The following is a 20496-nucleotide window of genomic DNA, read 5'->3' on the forward strand; positions in this document are numbered from 1 at the left end:
GTCCACCGCACGCGCCGAGGGCCGCCGCGCGAGCGCGCAGTAGGCTGGAGATCGTGCAGCGCATCGCGGGTTGGTGGGACGGTTTCGAATTGTGGGTGGCGGGTCTGCCGTTCCTCCCGCAGTTCCTCGTGGTGCTGATCGGCATGGTGCCCGTCAGCCTCGGCATCGCCTACCTGCTCGACCGCTCCCTGCGCGCCGTCCTGCGCCTGCTCGGGCGCGACCGCGTGGTCGCCCGCGAGGAGGCCGCCGCCATCGCCGGTCCGCCGCTGCCCGCGGACTTCCCGGTGCGCGAGGACGCGCGCCGCGAGCCCGCGCAGAGCGGAGTCCGCTGATGCCGCGCTCCCGGGTGCAACTCGCCCTCATCGCCCTGCTCGCGCTCGTCGTGATCGCCTGGTTCTTCACGCGCTGAGCGCTTCCCGACGTCTATGACCGCTCCGGTATGCGCTTCCAGTCGCGCGGGGTCGGTGAACTCGCCGGGCCGCGTTCTTCCGAGCGCGCGGCTGCGGCGACGCGAACATCCGGCCCGTCGCGCTCAGTCCTTGCCCTCCCCGTTGCGCCAATCCGACAGGCGCTTACCGAGCTTGGAGACCGTCTCGCCGACCTCCTGGCCCACCGTGCCGACGGCCGCGCCCACATCGCGGCTCAGGTTGCGCACGGTGCGGATCAGCGGGTCCTCGGACTGGTCGAAGTTCTGGCGGTAGGTGCGCGCCGCGCCCTTGATCTCGTCGCTGATGCGGGCGTTCTTGTCGTGCGCGCGGCGCGGGTAGTCGCCGCCGAGGATGCGCTCGTACTCGCCGGACTGGATCCAGCGGCGCAGCTCGGCCGCCCGCAGCACCGAGAACGGATGCGACTGCAGTTCGAGATTCAGCAGCTTGAGCACGCCGTCGCGCAGATCGCCGGACCGCTCGTAGTCGTCGGCCTGGGCCAGGAACGCGCCGTGGTTCATCTCGGTGAGCCACGCGCCGCCCGCCGTCTTCATGTGCACGCGCACCGACGCCTCCACGTCCTGCCCGCACAGCAGCCCGGCGCGGTCGCCCGACAGTTCGGACTTGCGGCTCCACTCCATCAGCGCCGCCACGATCGCGCGCAACGCCCAGCCGCCCACCGGCATCCACCCGAACGACGATGAGATGCGCAGCAGATGCATGAGCATGGTGCGGTACACCGCGTGCCCCGACAACGCGTGCCCGAGCTCGTGCCCCACCACGAACCGCAGCTCCTCGGTGTCCATCAGCTCGATCAACCCGGTGGTGAGCACGATGAACGGCCGGTCCATGCCGATGGTGAAGGCGTTCACCTGCGGGCTCTGCAGCACGAACATCTCCGGCGTGGTGGGCGCGTCCAGGATGCGCACGCAATCCGCCCGCAGGTGATGCAGCGTGCGGAACTGCTTGTCGTCCACCCGCACCGCCGTCGCCAGGTACAGCAGCCGGTGCTGGCGTTCTTGCAGCAAACCCGACAGCGTGCGCAGCACGGTGTCGAATCCGCTCAGCGAGCGCAGCGTCACCAGCGCGGTGCGATCGGCCGGGTGTTCCCACGTGCGGGTGCTGATCTCGGGGAAGTGCGCGCGCACCCGGTCCGGGCTGTTGGTCATGGGATGAAACCCCCCTTGTTCAGGAATTCTGTTCGATTCGTTCTCCACCGTAATGCTCTGCTACAGTCTGCCCGTGTCTTCGAGTGCCGTCCCGCAGGTCCGCCATGAATTGGCGTTGATCGCTGTCGGCAATCTCGCTGTCGCGGACATTCTCTGTCGCTGATCGGCCCCGGGTACGTCCGCGCGTCCCTGCCCGTAGACTGGCGCGCAATCTTTTCGCAGACGTTCCCGATCCCCGCCGGTCTTTCCGACCGGTAGTCGCGCCACTGCCGTTTCCTCCGGCGGCAGGTCTACCTCGATCGACATGAACTATTCCGCCACGGACAGTCCCACCGATGGCGGTCGCAGGAAAGGTCCACCTCCCATGTCTCGCACATCTTGGCTCTCCCAGCGCCGACGCCATGCCGCCGTCACCCTCACCGCGGTCGCGGCGGTCGTTCTCACCGCGTGCGGCGGTGGAGCCAGCGACGAGGTGGGCGGAGGTGGGGCCGACGGCAGCGGCGGCACCCTGAACCTCTACGCCTACGCCGTGCCCAAGCCCGGTTTCGACAAGGTCATCCCCGCGTTCAACGCGACCGAGGCCGGTGAGGGCGTGCAGATCCAGCAGTCCTACGGTGCCTCCGGCGACCAGTCCCGCAAGGTGCGCGACGGCGCCGAGGCCGACATCGTGAACTTCTCCGTCGAGCCCGACATCACCCGCCTGGTCGACGCCGGCCTGGTGGACGAGAACTGGAACCAGGGCGCCGACAAGGGCATTCCGTTCGGTTCGGTGGTGGTGCTCGTGGTCCGCGAGGGCAACCCCAAGAACATCCGGACCTGGGACGACCTGCTCCAGCCCGGCGTCGAGGTGGTGACCCCGAACCCGTTCAGCTCCGGCGCGGCCAAGTGGAACCTGCTGGCGCCCTACGCCGAGAAGTCCAACGGCGGCGAGAACCCGCAGGCCGGTATCGACTACCTGAGCCAGCTGGTGACCCCCGAGCACATCAAGGTGCAGCCGAAGTCGGGTCGCGAGGCCACCGAGACCTTCCTGCAGGGCACCGGTGACGTGCTGCTCAGCTACGAGAACGAGGCGCTGTTCATCCAGCGCGGCGGCAGCCCGATCGACTTCGTGGTGCCCGCCACCACGTTCAAGATCGAGAACCCGGTCGCGGTGCTGAAGAACAGCAAGAACCTCGAGAAGGCCACCGCGTTCCGCGACTTCCTGTTCACCCCCGAGGGCCAGCGCGCCTGGGCCGAGGCCGGTTTCCGCCCCGTCGACCCGCAGGTCGCGGCCGACTTCACCAACGACTTCCCGACGCCGGAGAAGGTGTGGACCATCGATGACCTCGGTGGCTGGAAGACCGTGGACTCCGAGCTCTTCGCGCCCGACACCGGCTCGGTGGCTGTGATCTACGACAAAGCCACCAGCTGAGTCGTCGCCGAAGGCACACGGGATACTCGAACTGTGACTGACAGCAGTACTGACAGTACCGCCGGGACCGGGCTCACCCCCGGTCCCGGCGGTGTCACCGAGAAGAAGGCTCCAGCGCGGCGGGGCGGCCTGTTCTGGGCGCGCGCCACCGGCTCGTCGGGGAATCTCGGCATCGCGATCGCGGTGCTGTGGCTCAGCGTCATCGTGCTGCTGCCGCTGGCCGCGCTCACCGTCGCCTCCTTCGAACAGGGCTTGTCCGGGTTCTGGGACGCGGTGACCGCGCCGGTGGCGCTGGCCTCGCTGCGGGTGACGATCCTCGTGTCGGTGATCGTGGCGCTGATCAACGTGGTGATGGGCACGCTCATCGCCTGGGTGCTGGTGCGCGACGACTTCCCCGGCAAGGGCGTGGTGAACGCGCTCATCGACCTGCCGTTCGCGCTGCCGACCATCGTGGCCAGCATCGTGCTGCTCTCGCTGTACGGCCCGCAGAGCCCGATCGACATCCACCTCAACGCCACCAAGGCGGGTCTGGTGGTGGCGCTGGCGTTCGTGACACTGCCGTTCGTGGTGCGTTCGGTGCAGCCGGTGCTGATCGAGGTGGACCGCGAGGTCGAGCAGGCGGCGCTCTCGCTGGGCGCGAGCAACTGGACCACGTTCCGGCTGATCGTGCTGCCCGCGCTCACCCCGGCCATCATCAGCGGCGGCGGCCTGGCCTTCGCCCGCGCCATCGGCGAGTTCGGCTCGGTGGTGCTGATCGGCGGCAACATCCCGCGCGACACCCAGGTGGCCTCGCAGTACATCCAGCAGCAGATCGAGATCGACCGCCCGCTCAACGCGGCGGCGGTGTCGGTGGCGCTGCTGGTGATCTCGTTCGTGGCGCTGCTCGTGCTGCGGCTGCTCGCCGAGCGCACCGCGCGTAAGGATCGGAACGGCTGATGACCGACTACGTCGAGACGCGCCGTCCGCGCGTCCGGAGGGGGGTGGGTTCGCGATGAAACCGTCCGCTGCGACGCGCATCTCGCTGCGCACCATCGCACTGGGCTACCTGTTCGTGCTCGTGGTGCTGCCGCTCATGATCATCCTGTGGCGCACCTTCGAGAACGGGATCGGCGCGTTCTTCGATTCGATCACCACGCCGGCGGCCCAGTCCGCCTTCCAGCTCTCGCTGCTGATCGTCGCGATCGTGGTGCCGATCAACGTGGTGTTCGGTGTGATCACGGCGCTGGCACTGGTGCGCGGCAACTTCCCCGGGCGCAATATCGTGCAGGGCATCGTCGACCTGCCGTTCGCGGTGTCCCCGGTCGTGGTCGGTGTCGCGCTGATCATGCTGTGGGGCACCCACGGTTGGTTCGGCGGCATCGAGAACCTCGGATTCAAGGTGATCTTCGGCCTGCCCGGCATGGTGATCGCCACCATCTTCGTGACCTTGCCGTTCGTGGTGCGCGAGGTGGAGCCGGTGCTGCACGAGATCGGCACCGAACAGGAGCAGGCGGCGGCCACCCTCGGCGCCTCCGGCTGGCAGACCTTCGCGCGGATCACCCTCCCGGCCATCCGTTGGGGCCTCGGCTACGGCATCGTGCTCACCGTCGCCCGTTCGCTCGGCGAATTCGGCGCGGTGATCATGGTGTCGTCGGGGTTCGCGGGCGTCTCCCAGACGCTGACCCTGCTGGTGCACAGCCGCTACATCGATGACCACAACACGTTCGGCGCCTACAGCGCCGCGACACTGCTGATGGGCATAGCGATCCTGACCCTTCTGTTGATGACCCTTTTCGAACGCAAGCGGGGCGACCAATGATCACCGTGACCGGTGCGAAAAAGAACTACGGCACCTTCGCCGCGCTGGACGACGTGAGCCTGGAGATCCCGTCCGGCGAACTGACCGCCCTGCTGGGCCCCTCCGGCTCCGGCAAGTCGACGCTGCTGCGCGCTGTGGCCGGACTCGAGACGCTGGATTCCGGCGTCGTGGTGATCGCCGGCAACGACGTGACCCACGTGCCGCCGCAGAAGCGCGATATCGGCTTCGTGTTCCAGCACTACGCCGCGTTCAAGCACATGACGGTGCGCGACAACGTCGCGTTCGGCCTCAAGATCCGCAAGCGTCCGAAGGCCGAGATCACCAAGCGCGTCGACGAGCTGCTCGGCATCGTCGGCCTGGACGGCTTCCAGCACCGGTACCCGGCGCAGCTCTCGGGCGGTCAGCGCCAGCGCATGGCGCTGGCCCGCGCGCTCGCGGTGGACCCGCAGGTGCTGCTGCTCGACGAGCCGTTCGGCGCGCTGGACGCCAAGGTCCGCGCCGATCTGCGCACCTGGCTGCGCCGCCTGCACGACGAGGTGCACGTCACCACCGTGCTGGTCACCCACGACCAGGAGGAGGCGCTCGACGTCGCCGACCGGATCGCGGTGATGAACAAGGGCCGCATCGAACAGTTCGGCAGCCCCGAGGACGTCTACGACCGGCCCGCCAACGAATTCGTCATGTCCTTCCTCGGCGATGTGGCGCGGCTCAACGGCCACCTGGTGCGCCCGCACGACATCCGCATCGGCCGCGATCCCAGCATGGCGCTGGCCAAGGACGAGGGCACCGCCGATTCGGCCGGCGTCACCCGCGCCACCGTCGAGCGCGTCGTCCACCTCGGCTTCGAGGTCCGCGTCGACCTCCTCAACGCCGCCACCGGCGACCGCTTCTCCGCCCAGGTCACCCGCGGCGACGCGGAAGCGCTGCGCTTGTCGGACGGGGAGACCGTGTACGCGCGGGCGACCCGCATCCCGGAGCTGCCGGAGACGTGAGGGGCTGCCTACGCCCTCACGCGGGGCGGTGCACCCGATAGCGAAGGTGGGTGACGTCCCGGTCGTCGAGGCGGCGGACGAGCTCGAGTTCGATGTGTTCGTCGCCGAGATGGTCGAACAGCCGACGGCCCTCGCCGAGGAGCACCGGAACGAGGTGGATCTCCATCTCGTCGAGATGCCCGGCGCGCAACAGTGATTGGGCCGCGCCTGCGCCGTGGACCATGACGGGCCGGTCACCGGCGGCCGCACGGGCTTGACGCGCGCAGTCGTCGACATCGGTGACGAAACGCGCGTGGCCGGGCGGCACGTCCCCGTCCTCGACGCGATGGGTGAGGACGAAGATCGGCACGCCGTCGTGATGGTCACCTTGCCAGCGCCGGGCGAGTTCGAACGTCCGCCGGCCGGAGATGAGCGCGCCGGTGGCCAGCGCCTCGCGATAGATCTGCCCGCTGGGACCGTCGGATTCCCGGTCGTCGAGCCAGTTGAACAACCGCCCGCCCCCACGCCCGAGCTCCTGTCCCGGCCGATCGTCCGGCCCGGCGATGAAGCCGTCCAGCGACATCGACATATACAGCCGAATCGGATTGCTCATCGAACCTCCGTCGTCCACCCGCAATGGGGAACCGTGCCACCCCTCGATGCGAGCGGGTGTGAAAGTAGAGACTCCGCGCACCACACAATCTCATCGCTCGACGCGGTCTCACCTGCCGCGACTTATTCGACAAAGACACTGATCCTTGCCGACGTTGCGTGATGCCGACCGGGGAGACGCGGTTGCCCGCCGTCTGGCAGACGACGGGCAACCGTAGACCGGCGAACGGTGAATGTCCTCTCCCTGGAAGGGGATCCGTGTGTTCGGGTGGGTGGGCGGTGGTGTCGGCCGGTCGTCCTGCTGTTCTTCACGGGGCTGGTGGGGCGAACGGGGCGGCGGTGTGCGGACAACCGGTTGTCCTGTGCTTGGCATCACGATCGCGGGATGGTTGCGTGGGCGGTGTTCGAAGCACGTCCGCTCGTCGATCGGGTATTTCGCGATGGCAGTAGGTATGGGTTTGAGCATCGGCACGGTGAACACGGTTTCCGCGCGCGCGGAGGAAGGGGCGGGGAAGGCGCCGCCGGGCCTGCTGCTCGGCCACCGCCGCGCCGCGGGTCGCGCGCCGGCCGTCACCAGACGCACCACCCTCACCTTCGACAGCACGGGCACCGCCCGCGTCGGACTCATCCCGCGCCACGGCCGCGCCATCACCGAATTCGCCGATCTGGGCCAGCGCGCGGTGCGGGCCAGGGTCGCGCACCGCTCGCTCGGCCCCGCCGACCTGGTCGCCCTGGTGACCGACCGCCTTGTCGCCGAGGCGCGCACCGAATGCGGCGACGGACTCGGCGTCGCCCTCACCCATCCGGCCGTCTACACGGCCGAGCAGGTCGCCCGACTACGCGAGGCGCTGGACTCGATCGGGCGCGAGGACGTCGCGCTCGTCGCCGAACCGGTCGCGGCCGCGACCTGGCTGGAGGCCGAACACGGCCCGCTCATGCCGGGTCTCACGCTCGTCTACGACCTGGGCGGAGCCAGCCTCGACGTCACGCTGGTGCGGGTCGGCGCGGGCCGCCCGCACAATCCGATCGTCGGAATACCCTTGCGCTCAGCGGATTTCGGCGGTCGGGCGTTCGGCGCGTCGGTCGTGACGCGCGGTGCGGGCGATTCGTCGTCGGTCGACGCCGATGAACTGCGCATCGCCCACGTGCGGTCCTCGCTGGAGCTGGTCTACCGCTGCCTCGGCCTGGCCGACGTGACGATGGCCGACGTGGACCGCGTGCTCGTGGTCGGCGGCGCGGCCCGGCCCGCCGAGGTGGCGCGGGTGCTGGAGGAGGAACTGGCGCGACCGGTGATCGTCGCCCGGGATCCGGAGCGCACCATCGCCGACGGTGCCGCGTTGCTGGCCCGCCGCACGGCCGAGGCCGCCGAGGAGGCGGCCGGCGTGCGCAAGCGGCGCGGTCTGCTGTCCGCTCGGCGGCGCAAGCCCGCGCGTGTGGCCGCGGCGCTCGCGATGATCGCGAGCGGTGTCGGTGTGGCGATCGCCGTCCCCGCCGACGGCGTGATCGCCGGATTGGGCGCCCTGGGACTGTTCTGATCGGAACCATTCGACGGCGGCCGGGCACGCGAGCCCGGCCGCCGTCGGCGTGTCTGCCGTCAGAGTTGACGTGACCCATCGTTGGTGTAACTATTGGGTACAGGTAATACGTCCCATGAGGAAGGCAGTGACGACGATGTCGACAGCCGCGACGCCCGCAGTTGATCCCGATCTCGCGAAGGCGCAGGAATACGCCGCCAGGCTGTTGCTGCTGTCCGAGGGCTCGGTGAACAAGCACTTCGACCCGTTCGAGGACATCGACTGGGACAACCCGGACTACGCCGCCGACGCCGGCGAGGAGCGCTGGATCCTGCCCAAGTCGGCCGATCCGCTCGCTCGCCACCCCTGGTACCTGGCCCTGTCCAAGGACGAGCAGATCACCCTCGGCAAGTACCGCCAGGCCAATATCGCCAAGGTCGGGCTCCAGTTCGAGTCCATCCTCATCAGCGGCATGGTGACCTACAACTTCGGCCTGCCCAACGGCTCGCCCGAGTTCCGCTACTGCTCCCACGAGATGATCGAGGAGCACAACCACACCCTGATGTTCCAGGAGATGGTGAACCGCATCGGCATCGACGTGCCCGGCATGGGCCCGCTGGTGAGCATGTTCAAGTACCTCGCCGCGCCGGTCGCCGCCAAATTCCCCAACCTGTTCTTCATGGCCGTGCTCGCCGGCGAGGAGCCGATCGACCACATCCAGAAGGAGATCCTGCGCTCCGGCGAAGAGGTCCACCCGATCATGCTCGGCGTGATGGCCATCCACGTCGCCGAGGAGGCCCGCCACATCTCCTTCGCGCACGAGTTCCTCAAGAAGCACGTGCCCGAGGTGAACGCGGCCAACAAGTTCGTGCTCTCGATCGCCATGCCGACGATCATGTTCATCCTGGGCCGCTCCATCGCGACCCCGCCGAAGTCGTTCTTCAAGGAGTTCGACATCCCGGCCAAGGTCCGCAAGGAGCTGTTCTACGGCTCGCCCGAGGCCAAGCAGGTCTTCGCCGACTACTTCGTCGACGTGCGCGCGCTGGCCAAGGAGCTCGGCCTGATGAACCCGATCTCCAAGCGGGTGTGGAAGCTGCTGGGCATCGACGGCCCGATGAGCCGCTACCGCTCGGAGCCGCTGCGCGTCGTCAAGGCGAGCTGAGCGGCGGTACCCCATGCCCTACGTCGTCACTCAATCCTGTTGCAGCGACGCGTCGTGCGTGTACGCCTGCCCGGTCAACTGCATCCATCCCACGCCCGACGAACCGGACTTCCTGACGGCGGAGATGCTCTACATCGACCCCAAGGCGTGCGTGGACTGCGGCGCGTGCGCGACGGCCTGCCCGGTCGACGCGATCAGTTCCTCGAAGAAGCTCACCGAGGAGCAGAAGCCGTTCATCGAGATCAACGCCGACTTCTACCGGCAGAGCCGGCCGCGCCCGCTGCTGGCCCGGCCGGTGCCCGCGGCGAAGATCCACACGAAGCGCTCCCCGCTGCGGGTGGCGATCATCGGATCGGGACCGTCGGCCATGTACGCCGCCGACGAACTGCTCACCCAGCCGAACGTGGCGGTCACGGTGTTCGACCGGCTGCCCGTGCCCTACGGCCTGGCCCGCCACGGCGTGGCGCCCGACCACGCGCGCACCCGGCAGGTCAGCCACCTGTTCGACGTGATCTCGGCGCAGCCGGGCTTCGGCTCGTACCTGAACGTCGAGGTCGGCTCGCACATCACCCACGAGGAGCTGCTCGCGCACTTCCACGCGGTGATCTACGCGGTGGGCGCCTCCACCGACCGCAAGCTCGGCATCCCCGGTGAGGGCCTGCCCGGCACCGTGTCGGCCACCGATTTCGTGGCCTGGTACAACGGGCATCCCGACCACGCGGACGACGAGTTCGATCTGTCCGCGCGGCGCGCGGTGATCGTGGGCAACGGCAACGTCGCGCTCGACGTGGCGCGCATCCTGGTCAGCGATCCCGATTCGCTGGCGGGCACCGATATCGCGCCCTACGCGCTGAAGGCGTTGCGGGAGAGCAAGATCGAGGAGGTCGTGATCGCGGCCCGCCGCGGTCCGGCCGAATCCGCGTTCACCGTCCCGGAATTCGTCGGCCTGCTGGCCGCGGATCTGGACATCGTGGTGGCGGGCGAACTGCCCCCGATCACGCCGGACCTGCCGTACAAGGTCGAGCAGAAGCTGCGGCTGCTGCACCAGGTGGCGGACCGCCCGGTGGGCGACCGCAAGCGGATCGTGTTCCGCTACTTGTCCACTCCGGTGGCGGTGCTCGGCGAGGACCGGGTGGCCGGTATCGAGCTGGCCCGCAACGAGTTGGTGGTGGGCGAGGACGGCCGCACCACCGCGGTGGCGACCGGTGAGACCGACCGCGTCGAAGCCGGGCTGGTGCTCACCTCGGTGGGTTATCGCGGTGTGCCGCTGCGCGGGCTGCCGTTCGACGAGCGCGCCGGTGTCATCCCGAACAGCGCGGGCCGGGTGCTCGACGGCGTCGACGGCCCGGTGCTGACCGGCTCGTACGTGACCGGCTGGATCAAGCGCGGCCCCACCGGCTTCATCGGCACGAACAAGTCGTGCGCGCAGGAGACGGTGCGGCAGCTGGCCGACGACTACAACGCGGGCAAGCTGCCCGAACCCGCCCGTGGCGCCGCCGATTTCGATCGGCTGGTGCGCGAACGCAGGCCCGGCGTGATCGCCGGTGGCGCGGTGAGTCCGCAACCGGGTCCGCTACGCAGGCTGCTGGCTCGCGCCTGAGGCCCGCCGCTCTCGGTCCGCGATGAGGGCGGACGAGACCACGCCGAACGTCACGCCCTTTCCGGCGTGACGTTCGGCGTTTTCGCGGTCAGCGCGCGGTGAATCCACCGTCGATCGTCAGCGCCGCGCCGGTCACGAAGCTCGACTCCGAGCTGAGCAGGTAGGCGCACAGCGGCGCGATCTCGTCCGCGCTCGCGACGCGGCCCAGCGGGTGCAACGCTTCGACCCGCGCCACGCCTTCGGGGGTCGCGCCCATCGAGGAGCGGAAGGCGGGGGTGTCGACCGCGCCGGAGACCAGTGCGTTCACCCGGACCCCGCGCTCGGCGCCCTCCATCGCGACGGCGCGGGTGAGCCCGATGACGCCGTGCTTGGCCGCCACGTACGGGGCGACCGAACCCATGCCGACCACGCCGAGGTTGGAGGCGGTGTTGAGGATCGCACCGCCGCCGGAGGCCGCGATGGCCGGCACCTGGTGGCGCAGGCCGTAGAAGACCGCCGTCAGGTTGAGTTCGATATCGGCGCGCCAACCGTTTTCGTCGATCTCCTCGACGGGGCCGTAGGCGCTGATCGCGCCCGCGTTGTTGAACGCGGCGTCGAGACGGCCGTACTCGGTCACGGCCGTGTCGGTGAGGTGCGCGACCTCGGATTCCACGGTCACATCGGTGGGGACGAACGTGACCCGCGCGCCGGCGCCGCGCAGGCGTTCGGCGACCTCCTCGCCCGCGTCCTTGCCGCGCGCACCGAGGACCAAGGTCGCGCCCTCGGCGGCGAGCCGCTCCGCCACCGCGAGCCCGATGCCCGAGGTGGCTCCGGTGATGAGCACGACCCGATCGGCGAATCGTGTCGCCATGGTGACCACTTCCCTTCTGGTTTTTGACCTTTCGTGTGCGTTGTCCGGCCGGTGCTATCGAGTCAACCGGTCCGTCGGTGGGCGTGCTGGCGGAGATCGGCCATGGCATTTGACGTGTCATCTATAGGGTGGAATGGGCGTCGTCGAGCGGGGAAACTCGTGGCAATCCTTCAGTTACCGACCGGTCGGTGTCTGTTACCCGATTTGCCGGAGGGTGACCACCCCGTGACCCGCTACTCGCGAGTAGCGACTTCGGGTCGCTGATTGGTAGCGGAATCGGGCCTGGCGCTTGGTTTTTGCGACGCGTCGAGGGGGCTGGACCGTCGGTCGCGGGCCTTCCTACCTGGGCGTTCGACCCATCATCAACAGAAGCAAAACGTTTCATATCAAATTGGCATCCGGAAAAGTCGATCAGCAGCTAACCTGTGGGGGCTGTTTGGAAGACGACCGCGGCCACATGGCTGGACTGTGTGCTGGACGTGGTCACGGTGCGTTGACGGGATGGCATATGACTACTGGTCTGGGTTTCAGCATCGGTTCAGTGAACTCCGTGTCGGCCGCGGTATCGGCCGCCGGACTACGACCGACCGTGCGTACCCGGCGAACCGCGCTCACCTTCGACGACGCGGGTGGCGCACGACTCAGTCGCATCTCCCAGTACGACACCGCCACAACCGAATTCGCCGACCTCGCGCGCGACCCCGAAGCCATGATCGTCGGCGGCAGGCTCTTCTCGCCCGCGAACCTCGTGGCGGCGGTGGTGAACGGGCTGCTGGAGGGCGCCGAACCCGATTCGGGCGCCGTGGCCACGTATCCGGCCGTCTACACCGACAAACAACTCGCGCTGCTTCGCCAGGCGCTCGACCTCGGCGGCGCGCGGCATGTGCTGCTGGTGCCGGAGCCGGTGGCCGCCGCCGAATGGCTGGACTGGGAGCACGGGCCGCTCGAGACCGGCTTCGTCCTCGTCTACGACCTCGGCGGCGAGAGTCTGGACGTCTCGGTGGTGCGCGTGGGACCGGACTGGGAAGACCACCCGATCGTCGGAAAGCCGGTCCGCTCTTACGATTTCGGCGGGCGCTCGCTGGGCGACATGATCGCCAGGTACGGAGGCCGGTCCGCGCCGGGCGCTGCGCTGCCGATGACCGCGATGGTCGACGTCGACGGGTTGCGCGCCGACCACGTGCGCGATTCCTTCGATCTGGTGCGCGACTGCGTGCGCTCCACCGGGCTGGCGATGTCGGATATCAGCCGCGTGCTGCTCGTCGGCGGTGCGTCGCGCCCCGCGGAGGTGGCGCGGACCCTGGGGGAGTTGGGGCGGCCGGTCGTGGTGTCGGCCGATCCCGGCCAGATCACCGCGGTGGGTGCCGCGCGGTTCGCGCTGCGCGCCTTCGCGCCCGCCGGTGACGGTGATCGTCCTGCCCCGCGCGTGGCCGTATTCTCCAGTGCGGCAGTGGCTTCCGCGCTCGCGATGTCGGCGGCGACCGTGTTCGGCGGGTCCGGTGATTCGGGGCTGCTGCCGGTGCTCGACCGGTTCCCCGTCGCGCTGCCGCTGCCGCCGAACGCGCTGCTGTACGAGCCGAACGGTGACACCGTGGTGGATCGCGCGGTGCGCAACGGCCTGCCCGCGAGCCTGGTGCAGAACGCCACCTTCGCGATGAGCGGGGTGAGCGCGGTGAGTCGCGCGATGTCGTCGGTGGGCCAGACGATGACCTACGGGCCCGCGCTCACGCGCAGCGGCGTGCTCGGTGATCATCGGTCGGGCAGCCCCGGCGATCACCGAACCGGCGGCACGGGAACGCAATACGCCGATCCGGCGCACTTCCGGAACCCGCTGCCGTTCCAGCGCGACCGGCCGGTGAGTTCGCCCGGCTGGGAGCGGCCCGGGGTGCCCGGGATCAGCCTGCCGTCGCTGCCGAACCCGAACAATCCGGCGCCGCAGCCGAATCCGGGGCCCGTGGATCCGATCGGGGAGGTGCCGGGGAGCGGGGTGCCCGGTGTGGGGACGCCCGGCTCCGGACTGCCGGGGACCGGAGCGCCCGGAACGGGGGCGCCGGGAACCGGAGCGCCGGGCACGGGGGCGCCGGGAACTGGCGAAACTCCCGGTGCGGGTACGCCTTCCAACGGTGCGCCCGGGACCAACCCGTCCGACGGTTCGCCGACCGGCGGTTCCGGTGGTACATCGGGCGGATCGACGGGAACCGGCGGCGCGGCCGGCGGTGGGGCATCGACCGGCGGAGGTACCGGCGGTGGGGCCTCCTCCGGCGGTGGTTCCGACAGCGCCGGAGGCGGAACCTCCTCGGGCGGTGCGTCTTCCGGCGGCGCCGGCTCGGGCGGCTCCGGTGGCTCGGGTGGTGACTCCTCCGGTGGTGGTGCTTCAGGCGGAGGTGCTTCCGGTGGTGGCGCTTCCGGTGGTGGCGCTTCCGGTGGTGGTGCGTCCGGCGGTGGTGCGTCGGGCGGCGCATCGGGTGGCGGCAAATCCGGCGGGGGCGCGTCCTCGGGTGGGTCCGGCGGCGGCAACTCCTCCGGCGGCGGCGCCTCGTCCAGCGGCGGTGGCGGCAACTCCTCCTCCGGCGGCAACTCTTCGGGCTCCAACTCGTCCTCCCGTGGCGGCGGTGGCTCGGGCGGCAGCCAGTCCTCCGGTGGCTCCGGCGGTTCACGCTCCGGCGGCGGCTCCGACAGCTCCGGCGGCAGCTCGAGCTCCGGCGGCGGCTCCAAGTCCGGCGGCGGTTCGGGTGGTTCGGGCGGCGGCGGCAACGGTGGTGGTGGAGGCGGCGGCGGTGCCCGTGGCGGCGGCCGCTGACGAAGCGCTCACAGCCACAAGCGATCCCGCGCAGACCCGTCGCAAATTCGCCGCGTGTTCGGTTGAGCGGCACGGATCGCGATGTCACAGTGACGGCGAAACCGGAGCCTCGCGGGCGGGTGCGGGTACAGGGCGCGCCCGGGCGGTGGCCGCCGATGACTCACCACTACCTCCACAGATCGGCCGGGCAGTCGGGCGAGCCTTGTCGGCGGCGGTCTGATCAGCGGCCGTGCTCGACCGGCGGCAGTGCCGAATCCGCTGGCGGCTACGGCGGTTCGGGTGGCGGTGACGGTCGAGCCTTGTCGGCCGACGTTTGTTCAGCGGATGGCGGTACATCCGGTCCGGTGGTAGCGCGTTGGGTTCCACCGTCTCCGGCCCGTGCGACTGCCGCGTGCGGCGAGGGTGAACACCCCCGGTCAGCCCGGGGAATTCGGGGACGGGGTGGGGGAGGGGAGGGCACAATGGGCTGGTGGTTGTGCGTGGGGGACGGCCTCGGTTGATCGCGTTGGACGTCGACGGGACGTTGCTGGACGCCGGGGTGCCGGTCAGCGAGCGAGTGGTCGCGGCGGTGCGCGCCGCCGTGGCGCAGGGCGCGCATGTCGTCGTGACCACCGGGCGCTCGCTGCTGGCGACGCGGCCCGTGCTGGCCGAACTCGGGCTCGTCGACGGGCACGCGCTGTGCTCCAACGGCGCCGTGCACATCGATGTGCGGCGCAGCGCGCCGGTCGCGGTGCACGCGTTCGACCCGGCGCCCGCCGTCGCGACGCTGCGTGATCTGTTCCCGGAGATGGTGTTCGCGGTGGAGAAGGTCGGGGTCGGCACCTGGGCGACCGGCGCGAGTCCCGGCGGCTACCCGATCGGCGACTACCTGCTGGTCGACCACGACGCCCTGGGCAGCGAACCCACGCCGCGGCTCAACTGCTGGTGGCCCGACGGCTCGCTCGAGGAGATGCTGCCCCTGCTCGAATCCTGGGAGTCGCCCGAATCCTCCTGGGTGCACGGTGATCTCGGCCCGTGGCTCACCGTCTCGCCCCGCGGCGTCTCCAAGGGCTGGGCGCTGGAACGCCTGCGCCGCGCCCTCGACATCCCCCGGGCCGAAACCCTCGCCATCGGCGACGGCTACAACGATCGCGAAATGCTCACCTGGGCAGGCCATTCCGTGACCATGGCCAACGCGCCCGCCGAAATCCAGGACCTCGCCGACGAAATCACCACCGACGTCACCACCGACGGCGCGGCCCGCATCCTCGAACGCTGGTTCTGAGCCCGCGAAGCTCGATTCGAGGTCGGTCACCACCGGCTGAACCGTGATGCCAACGGCCCAGGCGCTGCGAGAGGGTCTCGGTGGTGGGACCGATCTGCCGGCGCACCTCTTCGAGGCGGCGCGGCACCCGCACCTACGTCCGCCCGCAGGCCGTGGGCTCCGGCGTGCGCCTCGCTGAGCCAGGATCGCGGCCGCGCCGCCGCTGGTCGCCGCGAGCGCGGCACCCGCTACCGCGGACGAGGCGCCCACGGCGGCGGTGACCCCACCCGCTACGGACTCGAGCACCTACTGCCGAGCACGCCGCAGGCGTCGGCTCACCCGCCGGTCCGCTCGAGCACGTCCAGGTAGTGGGCGTTGGTCATGACGCCCAAGACATTTCCGAAGGGGTCGACCACGGACGCGGTGACGAAACCCTCGCCGCGCGGGGTGATCGGCTCGTACACGGTCGCGCCGAGGGCGAGCAGGCGTTCGACGGTGGCTTCGAGATCGTCCACGTGCCAGAACAGGACGCTGCCGCCGGGGGTGTCGCTCGCGCCGGGCGGGGCGTAGCGGCGGTCGACGAGGCCGAGTTCGTGCTGGTAGTCGCCGACGCGGAACTCGTAGTAGCCGCCGGGGACGCGGAAGTAGGGCGGTTGGCCGAGGAATTCGGTGTACCAGTCCTTGGCGGCCTCGAGGTCGTCGGCGTAGTAGGTGACCGTGGTCATTCCGCGCAACATGTCCGTCTCCTTGGTTCGTCGTTCGTGCTGGTGAAACCATCCTCGCGGGAAAAGTGCTCATCGAGTGAGCACTTTTCCTGGCAGAATTTCCGGTATGCGAGCGGACCGGTTGGTGGCGACCCTGTTGCTGATGCAGGCGCGCGGGCGGGTGACGGCGGCTGAACTCGCCGCCGAACTCGAGGTGTCGGTGGCGACGGCGCGCCGCGACCTGGAGGCGCTGTCGGCGGCGGGGGTCCCGGTGTATCCGCAACCGGGTCGCGGTGGAGGTTGGCAGCTGGTGGGCGGGGCGCGCACCGATCTCACCGGGCTCACCGAATCCGAGGCGCGGGCATTGTTCCTGCTCGCCGGGCCCTCGGCCACCGGCAATCCCGAGCTTGAGTCGGTGCTGCGCAAGCTGATTCGTGCGCTCCCGCACACCTTCCGCGCCGACGCCGAAGCGGCTGCCGACGCGGTGGTCGTGGACCCGTCACGCTGGGGCGCTCGCGACCGGGAGCGTCCGGCGGAAGTGCTTGTGCTGCAACGTGCCGTGGTCGAGCGTCGCCGTGTGCGGCTGATCTACGACAGCGCGGGCCGCCGCACCACGCGGACGGTCGATCCGTGGGGCCTCATCGACAAAGACGCCGTCTGGTACCTGGTCGCGGGCACCGACCGCGGCAGGCGCACCTTCCGCGTCGACCGCATCGTGGAATCCCGCCCCCTCGACGAAATCTTCGACCGCCCAGCCGATTTCGATCTCGCCGAGGCGTGGACGGAGGTGGTGGAGGAGATGGAACGCCGCCGCGCCGCCACCTCGGCCGACGTCCTGGTGGCCCCGGATCTGCTTCCGGTGCTGCGTGACCAGCAGGGCAGGCACTGCGAGGTGGACGGGCCGGTCGAGGACGGCCGCGTCCTGGTCCGCATCACCGCCCCGACCCCGCGCATGGTCGCCCGCCAGCTCGCGGGCTGGGGCGACGACGTGGAGGTGCTGGGACCGGCCCCGGTACTGGAGGCACTGGCCGGACTCGGGACGGAACTGCTGCGGCGGTATGGCGCGACCGCGAATTAGCCGTTCCTGGAAGCGGTTTCACGGCGGCCGCCACCGTCGAGCTGGTCGCCGCGCACGGTGGTCGGTATCGTCGCGACGTGCTCGCCGCCCACCGCCGAGGATCCGCCCCACCGGAGCCGCCGAGTGATCGTCTGGGGTCCACCAGACGGCGGGACTCGTGCTCTCCATGGTGCGGGCCCGGTCGATCTCGAGTATGGGTCCGCCATGCGGCCGGACCCGTACACCGACGCGGCTAAACGTGATTTGAGCCACTGAGTTTGCCTTCCGGATGCCGGACCGGCTTGCATGATCTCGTCCGGTTCGCGAGGTTCCGGACTGTCGTTGCCCAGCAACGAAATTCGAGATCATGGTCGGGGGAGAGATGAGAAATATCATGGGGCGTGCAATCTTCCGCAACGCCGGTCGCACGGTGATCGCGGCGGCGTTGCCGGTGGCGGCGGCGGTCGCGCTCGTCGGTCCGCCTGCGCCGGCGCAGGCGGCACCCGTCGCGGCGCCGGCGCCGGTGGTCCAGCAGATCGCCGAGCCCGCGCAGGTGCCGGTGTTCGCGGCCGCGGTGGGTATCCCGCTCGAGGACGTCGCCACCGACCCGAACGCGCAGAACTCCGATCCGCTGGCCAATGGCGCGGTCGCGGGCGCGGCCGCCGGCGCCGCGGGTTCGGGTGTGCTGGCCGCGGCCACCTGCCTGCCCGCGTTCATCGTGATGGCGGTGCCCTGCGGCATCTCCGGCGCGCTGAGCGGCGCCGTGACGGGCGCCGTCGTCGGCCTGCTGGTCGGCGCGATCGCCCCGCACCTGGTGCCCCAGGTGCTGCCCTGATCCAGGGCTGACGCGGATTCCCTTGAACCGCACCACAATCGGGCCGTGCCGGAATCTCCGGCACGGCCCGATCCGTGTCCCGGCGACGGCTCGCCTTCAGCCGAACCACATCGCGCTCGCCGAACTCACCCGTCACTGGTTCGGAGGCGAACGAAGACGACATGTGCCGGGTCGAAGAGCGGCCCGCGTTCGGCTGGGTCGACGGCGACCACTCGATCGTGCCTACCCGGTCGGCACCGCCGCTCGCTGGGCGAGTGCTCGTACCACTTCGGTCGCGACCACCGCGTGGCCGCTGGCGGCGAAGTGGATCAGGTCGTCGCTCATCAGGTCGGTGCGCAGGCGCAGGGGGTGCTCCCAGAAGTCCACGAGGACGGCGTCGTAGCGGGCCGCGAGGTCGCGGATGATGTCGTTGAGCGCGGCCATCGGTGCTCGCATGGGCCGCATCGGGGCCATGCGGTCGCTGTCCCACACGTCCGCGACGGTGAAAGTGGACAGTTGCGCGCCGGTGCGCGCGAGGGCCGCGTATATGGCATCCAGGTTGGCGCGGACGGTCTCCAGACCCGCGCCCGCGAGGAACAGGTCGTTGCCGCCGCAGGTCACGTGCACCAGGTCGGGCGCGAAATCCAGTACGGCACCGAGCTGTTCGGCACGGACCTGCGCCGACGTGGCCCCGCGCAGCCCGGTGTTGAGGTAGGCGGTGTCGGGGTGCGCGGCCCGGAGCGCGCCCGCGACGCGCTTCGCCCAGCCGCCGTCGGCGTAACCGGGCCGGGGATCGCCGACCCCCTCGGCGATCGAGTCGCCCAGCACCGCGAACCGTCGCCACGGGGCGTCCAAGAGCAGTGCGCGAGCGGTATAGGGAGACAACACCATCGGGTCGTCGGCTTCGGTGCGCGGGATATCGCGGGTCATATCGTTTCTCCTGATCGGGAATCGGCGGCGGGGACGGGCAGGGCGATCAAGCAGGCGGCGAGCACGGTGATGCCCGCGCCGATCGCGAAGACGGTATGGAGCGCGGTGAGCGGTGCGCCGGGATTCGCGGCGAACACCGCGGCGAGGATCGCGACGCCGAGCGCGCCACCGAGCTGCCGGGCGGTGAGCGTCATCCCGATGCCCGCCGCGAAGCGTTGCGGTGGCACGACACTCGCGGCCGCCGCGGACAGCACGGTGACCACGATCCCGACCCCGCCACCGCCCAGGATGCCCGCGGGCACCCAGGCCGTCCACAGCGCGGGCTCGGGCCCGAACGCGTCGGTGCTCATCCAGACCAGGGTCCCGGTGAACAGGAGCGTGCCGAGTACACCGGCCGCGCGCCGCGCCCGTGGCGTGGTGAGGCGGCCCGCCGCCACGGCGGTGACCATCGAGGACACCGCGCCGATCGACAGCGCGCCCGCCGCCCCGAGCGTCGAGTAGCCCCAGATGGCGTCCAGGAACAGCGGTCCGGCCAGCAACCACGCGAACATCGCCGCGCCGAAGACGAACGAGCTCGCGCCCGCCAGCGCGTATCCGCGATCGCGCCACAGGTCTACCGTCACGGCGGGTTCGGGGTGGCGCGCCGACCGCAGCACCGCAGGCACGAGCAGCGCGCCGCCGAGGACGATCGCGACGGACGTGCCGAGTGCGCCCCACCGATGGCTCTCGGTGATCCCGGCGACGATCGCGCCGAGACCGAGCGCCACGGCGAGGGTGCCCACGGAGTCTGGCCACCGCCCGTCGCGGTGCGTGTCGGCGGGCACCACCCGCAGCACGGCGGCGATCAGGATCGCGACCACCGGCACATTGACGAGGAAAACCGCTGGCCAGCCGAACAATTCGACCAGACCGCCACCGACGGCGGGCCCGACGACGGCGGCGAACCCGCCCGCCGCCGACCACGCGCCCATGGCGGCGCCGATCCGTTCCGGCCTGCTCGCGGCGAGTACCAGTCCGAGCGCGGCGGGCACCATGAGCGCCGCGCTCGCGCCCTGGGCGATGCGCCCGGCGACCAGCGTCGCGGCGTTCGGCGCCAGCGCGCACAGCGCCGAAGTCAGCGCGAACGCCAGCAACGCGCCGAGGAACACCCGCCGCCGGCCGAGCGCGTCGGCGAGGCGGCCGCCCGGCGTGAGCAGCGCGGCGAAGGCGACGGCGTAGCCGCTGACCACCCAGGTGAGGGTGGCGGTGGATGTGCCGGGGAAGTCGCGGGCGATCGCGGGGAAGGCGATATTGACCACGGAGAGATCGAGAAACGCGATGAACGCCGCGCCGCAGGCGACGAGCAGGGGGCCGGTGGTCGGGGGACTCTCGGTCCGCACCTCGGACATGGGTATCCTTCGGGAGAGAAACAAAACGTACGATCGTTCGTGCATCAA

At 70.3% G+C, this 20496-nt stretch carries 19 protein-coding genes; 13 read left to right on the plus strand and 6 right to left on the minus strand.

All coding sequences use genetic code 11. The annotated features are described in order from the left end of the window. Window positions 1-53 precede the first annotated feature (53 nt). Window positions 54-332 carry a hypothetical protein gene (locus tag OHB21_RS20725; RefSeq protein ID WP_195125821.1) on the plus strand — a complete coding sequence of 93 codons (279 nt, stop codon included), beginning with the start codon at window positions 54-56 and terminating at the stop codon, window positions 330-332. A gap of 200 nt (window positions 333-532) precedes the next feature. Here OHB21_RS20725 and OHB21_RS20730 read toward each other — a convergent pair whose 3' ends face one another. Next, complete coding sequence (locus OHB21_RS20730) at window positions 533-1594, minus strand: M48 family metallopeptidase (protein WP_067512009.1); 1062 nt, start codon at window positions 1592-1594, stop codon at window positions 533-535. Between the two features lie 73 nt (window positions 1595-1667). Between OHB21_RS20730 and OHB21_RS20735 the strand changes: the two genes are divergently transcribed. The 5 genes from OHB21_RS20735 (at window position 1668) to OHB21_RS20755 (ending at window position 5795) form a co-directional block, all read left to right on the plus strand. Continuing rightward, complete coding sequence (locus tag OHB21_RS20735) at window positions 1668-1757, plus strand: Ms4533A family Cys-rich leader peptide (protein WP_309546086.1); 90 nt, start codon at window positions 1668-1670, stop codon at window positions 1755-1757. A 201-nt stretch (window positions 1758-1958) separates the two neighbouring features. After that, a complete protein-coding gene (locus OHB21_RS20740; protein ID WP_195125780.1) occupies window positions 1959-3005 on the plus strand; it encodes a sulfate ABC transporter substrate-binding protein in 1047 nt (348 codons plus the stop codon). Window positions 3006-3134: 129 nt separating this feature from the next. Then, complete coding sequence (gene cysT, locus OHB21_RS20745; RefSeq protein WP_195125817.1) at window positions 3135-3941, plus strand: sulfate ABC transporter permease subunit CysT; 807 nt, start codon at window positions 3135-3137, stop codon at window positions 3939-3941. Window positions 3942-3996: 55 nt separating this feature from the next. Then, entirely contained in the window at window positions 3997-4803 is an 807-nt protein-coding gene (gene cysW, locus OHB21_RS20750) for a sulfate ABC transporter permease subunit CysW (protein WP_195125779.1), read from the plus strand. Next, window positions 4800-5795 carry a sulfate/molybdate ABC transporter ATP-binding protein gene (locus tag OHB21_RS20755; protein WP_195125778.1) on the plus strand — a complete coding sequence of 332 codons (996 nt, stop codon included), beginning with the start codon at window positions 4800-4802 and terminating at the stop codon, window positions 5793-5795. Before cysW ends, OHB21_RS20755 begins: the two co-directional genes overlap by 4 nt. Before the next feature lie 16 nt (window positions 5796-5811). Here the strand turns inward: OHB21_RS20755 and OHB21_RS20760 are convergent, their stop codons facing one another. Further along, window positions 5812-6387: a dihydrofolate reductase family protein gene (locus tag OHB21_RS20760; protein WP_067512044.1), complete on the minus strand. Its 576-nt coding sequence runs from the start codon at window positions 6385-6387 to the stop codon at window positions 5812-5814. Window positions 6388-6826: 439 nt separating this feature from the next. Between OHB21_RS20760 and OHB21_RS20765 the strand changes: the two genes are divergently transcribed. From OHB21_RS20765 to OHB21_RS20775, 3 genes are all read left to right on the plus strand, one after another. Further along, window positions 6827-7921: an Hsp70 family protein gene (locus OHB21_RS20765; RefSeq protein WP_067512001.1), complete on the plus strand. Its 1095-nt coding sequence runs from the start codon at window positions 6827-6829 to the stop codon at window positions 7919-7921. Between the two features lie 115 nt (window positions 7922-8036). Next, window positions 8037-9062 carry an AurF N-oxygenase family protein gene (locus OHB21_RS20770; RefSeq protein WP_228791319.1) on the plus strand — a complete coding sequence of 342 codons (1026 nt, stop codon included), beginning with the start codon at window positions 8037-8039 and terminating at the stop codon, window positions 9060-9062. A gap of 13 nt (window positions 9063-9075) precedes the next feature. Further along, the gene (locus OHB21_RS20775; protein WP_195125777.1) at window positions 9076-10662 is read left to right on the plus strand and encodes an FAD-dependent oxidoreductase; all 1587 of its coding nucleotides are present in this window, start codon (window positions 9076-9078) and stop codon (window positions 10660-10662) included. Between the two features lie 88 nt (window positions 10663-10750). Here the strand turns inward: OHB21_RS20775 and OHB21_RS20780 are convergent, their stop codons facing one another. Continuing rightward, complete coding sequence (locus OHB21_RS20780) at window positions 10751-11512, minus strand: SDR family NAD(P)-dependent oxidoreductase (RefSeq protein WP_195125776.1); 762 nt, start codon at window positions 11510-11512, stop codon at window positions 10751-10753. A gap of 589 nt (window positions 11513-12101) precedes the next feature. Between OHB21_RS20780 and OHB21_RS20785 the strand changes: the two genes are divergently transcribed. After that, window positions 12102-14312 carry an Hsp70 family protein gene (locus tag OHB21_RS20785; RefSeq protein ID WP_195125775.1) on the plus strand — a complete coding sequence of 737 codons (2211 nt, stop codon included), beginning with the start codon at window positions 12102-12104 and terminating at the stop codon, window positions 14310-14312. Between the two features lie 469 nt (window positions 14313-14781). Next, window positions 14782-15576: an HAD family hydrolase gene (locus tag OHB21_RS20790; RefSeq protein ID WP_195125774.1), complete on the plus strand. Its 795-nt coding sequence runs from the start codon at window positions 14782-14784 to the stop codon at window positions 15574-15576. A 314-nt stretch (window positions 15577-15890) separates the two neighbouring features. Here OHB21_RS20790 and OHB21_RS20795 read toward each other — a convergent pair whose 3' ends face one another. Next, window positions 15891-16292: a VOC family protein gene (locus tag OHB21_RS20795; protein WP_067511993.1), complete on the minus strand. Its 402-nt coding sequence runs from the start codon at window positions 16290-16292 to the stop codon at window positions 15891-15893. 94 nt (window positions 16293-16386) lie between these two features. Between OHB21_RS20795 and OHB21_RS20800 the strand changes: the two genes are divergently transcribed. Further along, on the plus strand, window positions 16387-17337 hold the full coding sequence (locus OHB21_RS20800) for a helix-turn-helix transcriptional regulator (protein WP_195125773.1): 951 nt from the start codon (window positions 16387-16389) through the stop codon (window positions 17335-17337). Window positions 17338-17710: 373 nt separating this feature from the next. Beyond that, the gene (locus OHB21_RS20805) at window positions 17711-18151 is read left to right on the plus strand and encodes a hypothetical protein (RefSeq protein ID WP_195125772.1); all 441 of its coding nucleotides are present in this window, start codon (window positions 17711-17713) and stop codon (window positions 18149-18151) included. Window positions 18152-18373: 222 nt separating this feature from the next. On the opposite strand, the gene OHB21_RS20810 is transcribed toward OHB21_RS20805, so the two are convergent. Together OHB21_RS20810 and OHB21_RS20815 are read right to left on the minus strand one after the other, a co-directional pair. Continuing rightward, on the minus strand, window positions 18374-19060 hold the full coding sequence (locus OHB21_RS20810) for an SGNH/GDSL hydrolase family protein (RefSeq protein WP_067511987.1): 687 nt from the start codon (window positions 19058-19060) through the stop codon (window positions 18374-18376). Then, entirely contained in the window at window positions 19057-20448 is a 1392-nt protein-coding gene (locus tag OHB21_RS20815; protein WP_195125771.1) for an MFS transporter, read from the minus strand. The genes OHB21_RS20810 and OHB21_RS20815 overlap by 4 nt, the downstream gene beginning before the upstream one ends. Window positions 20449-20496 lie beyond the last annotated feature (48 nt).

Origin of the sequence: Nocardia puris (assembly GCF_036051655.1) — a bacterium.
In the GTDB taxonomy this organism is placed as follows: Bacteria; Actinomycetota; Actinomycetes; order Mycobacteriales; family Mycobacteriaceae; genus Nocardia; species Nocardia puris.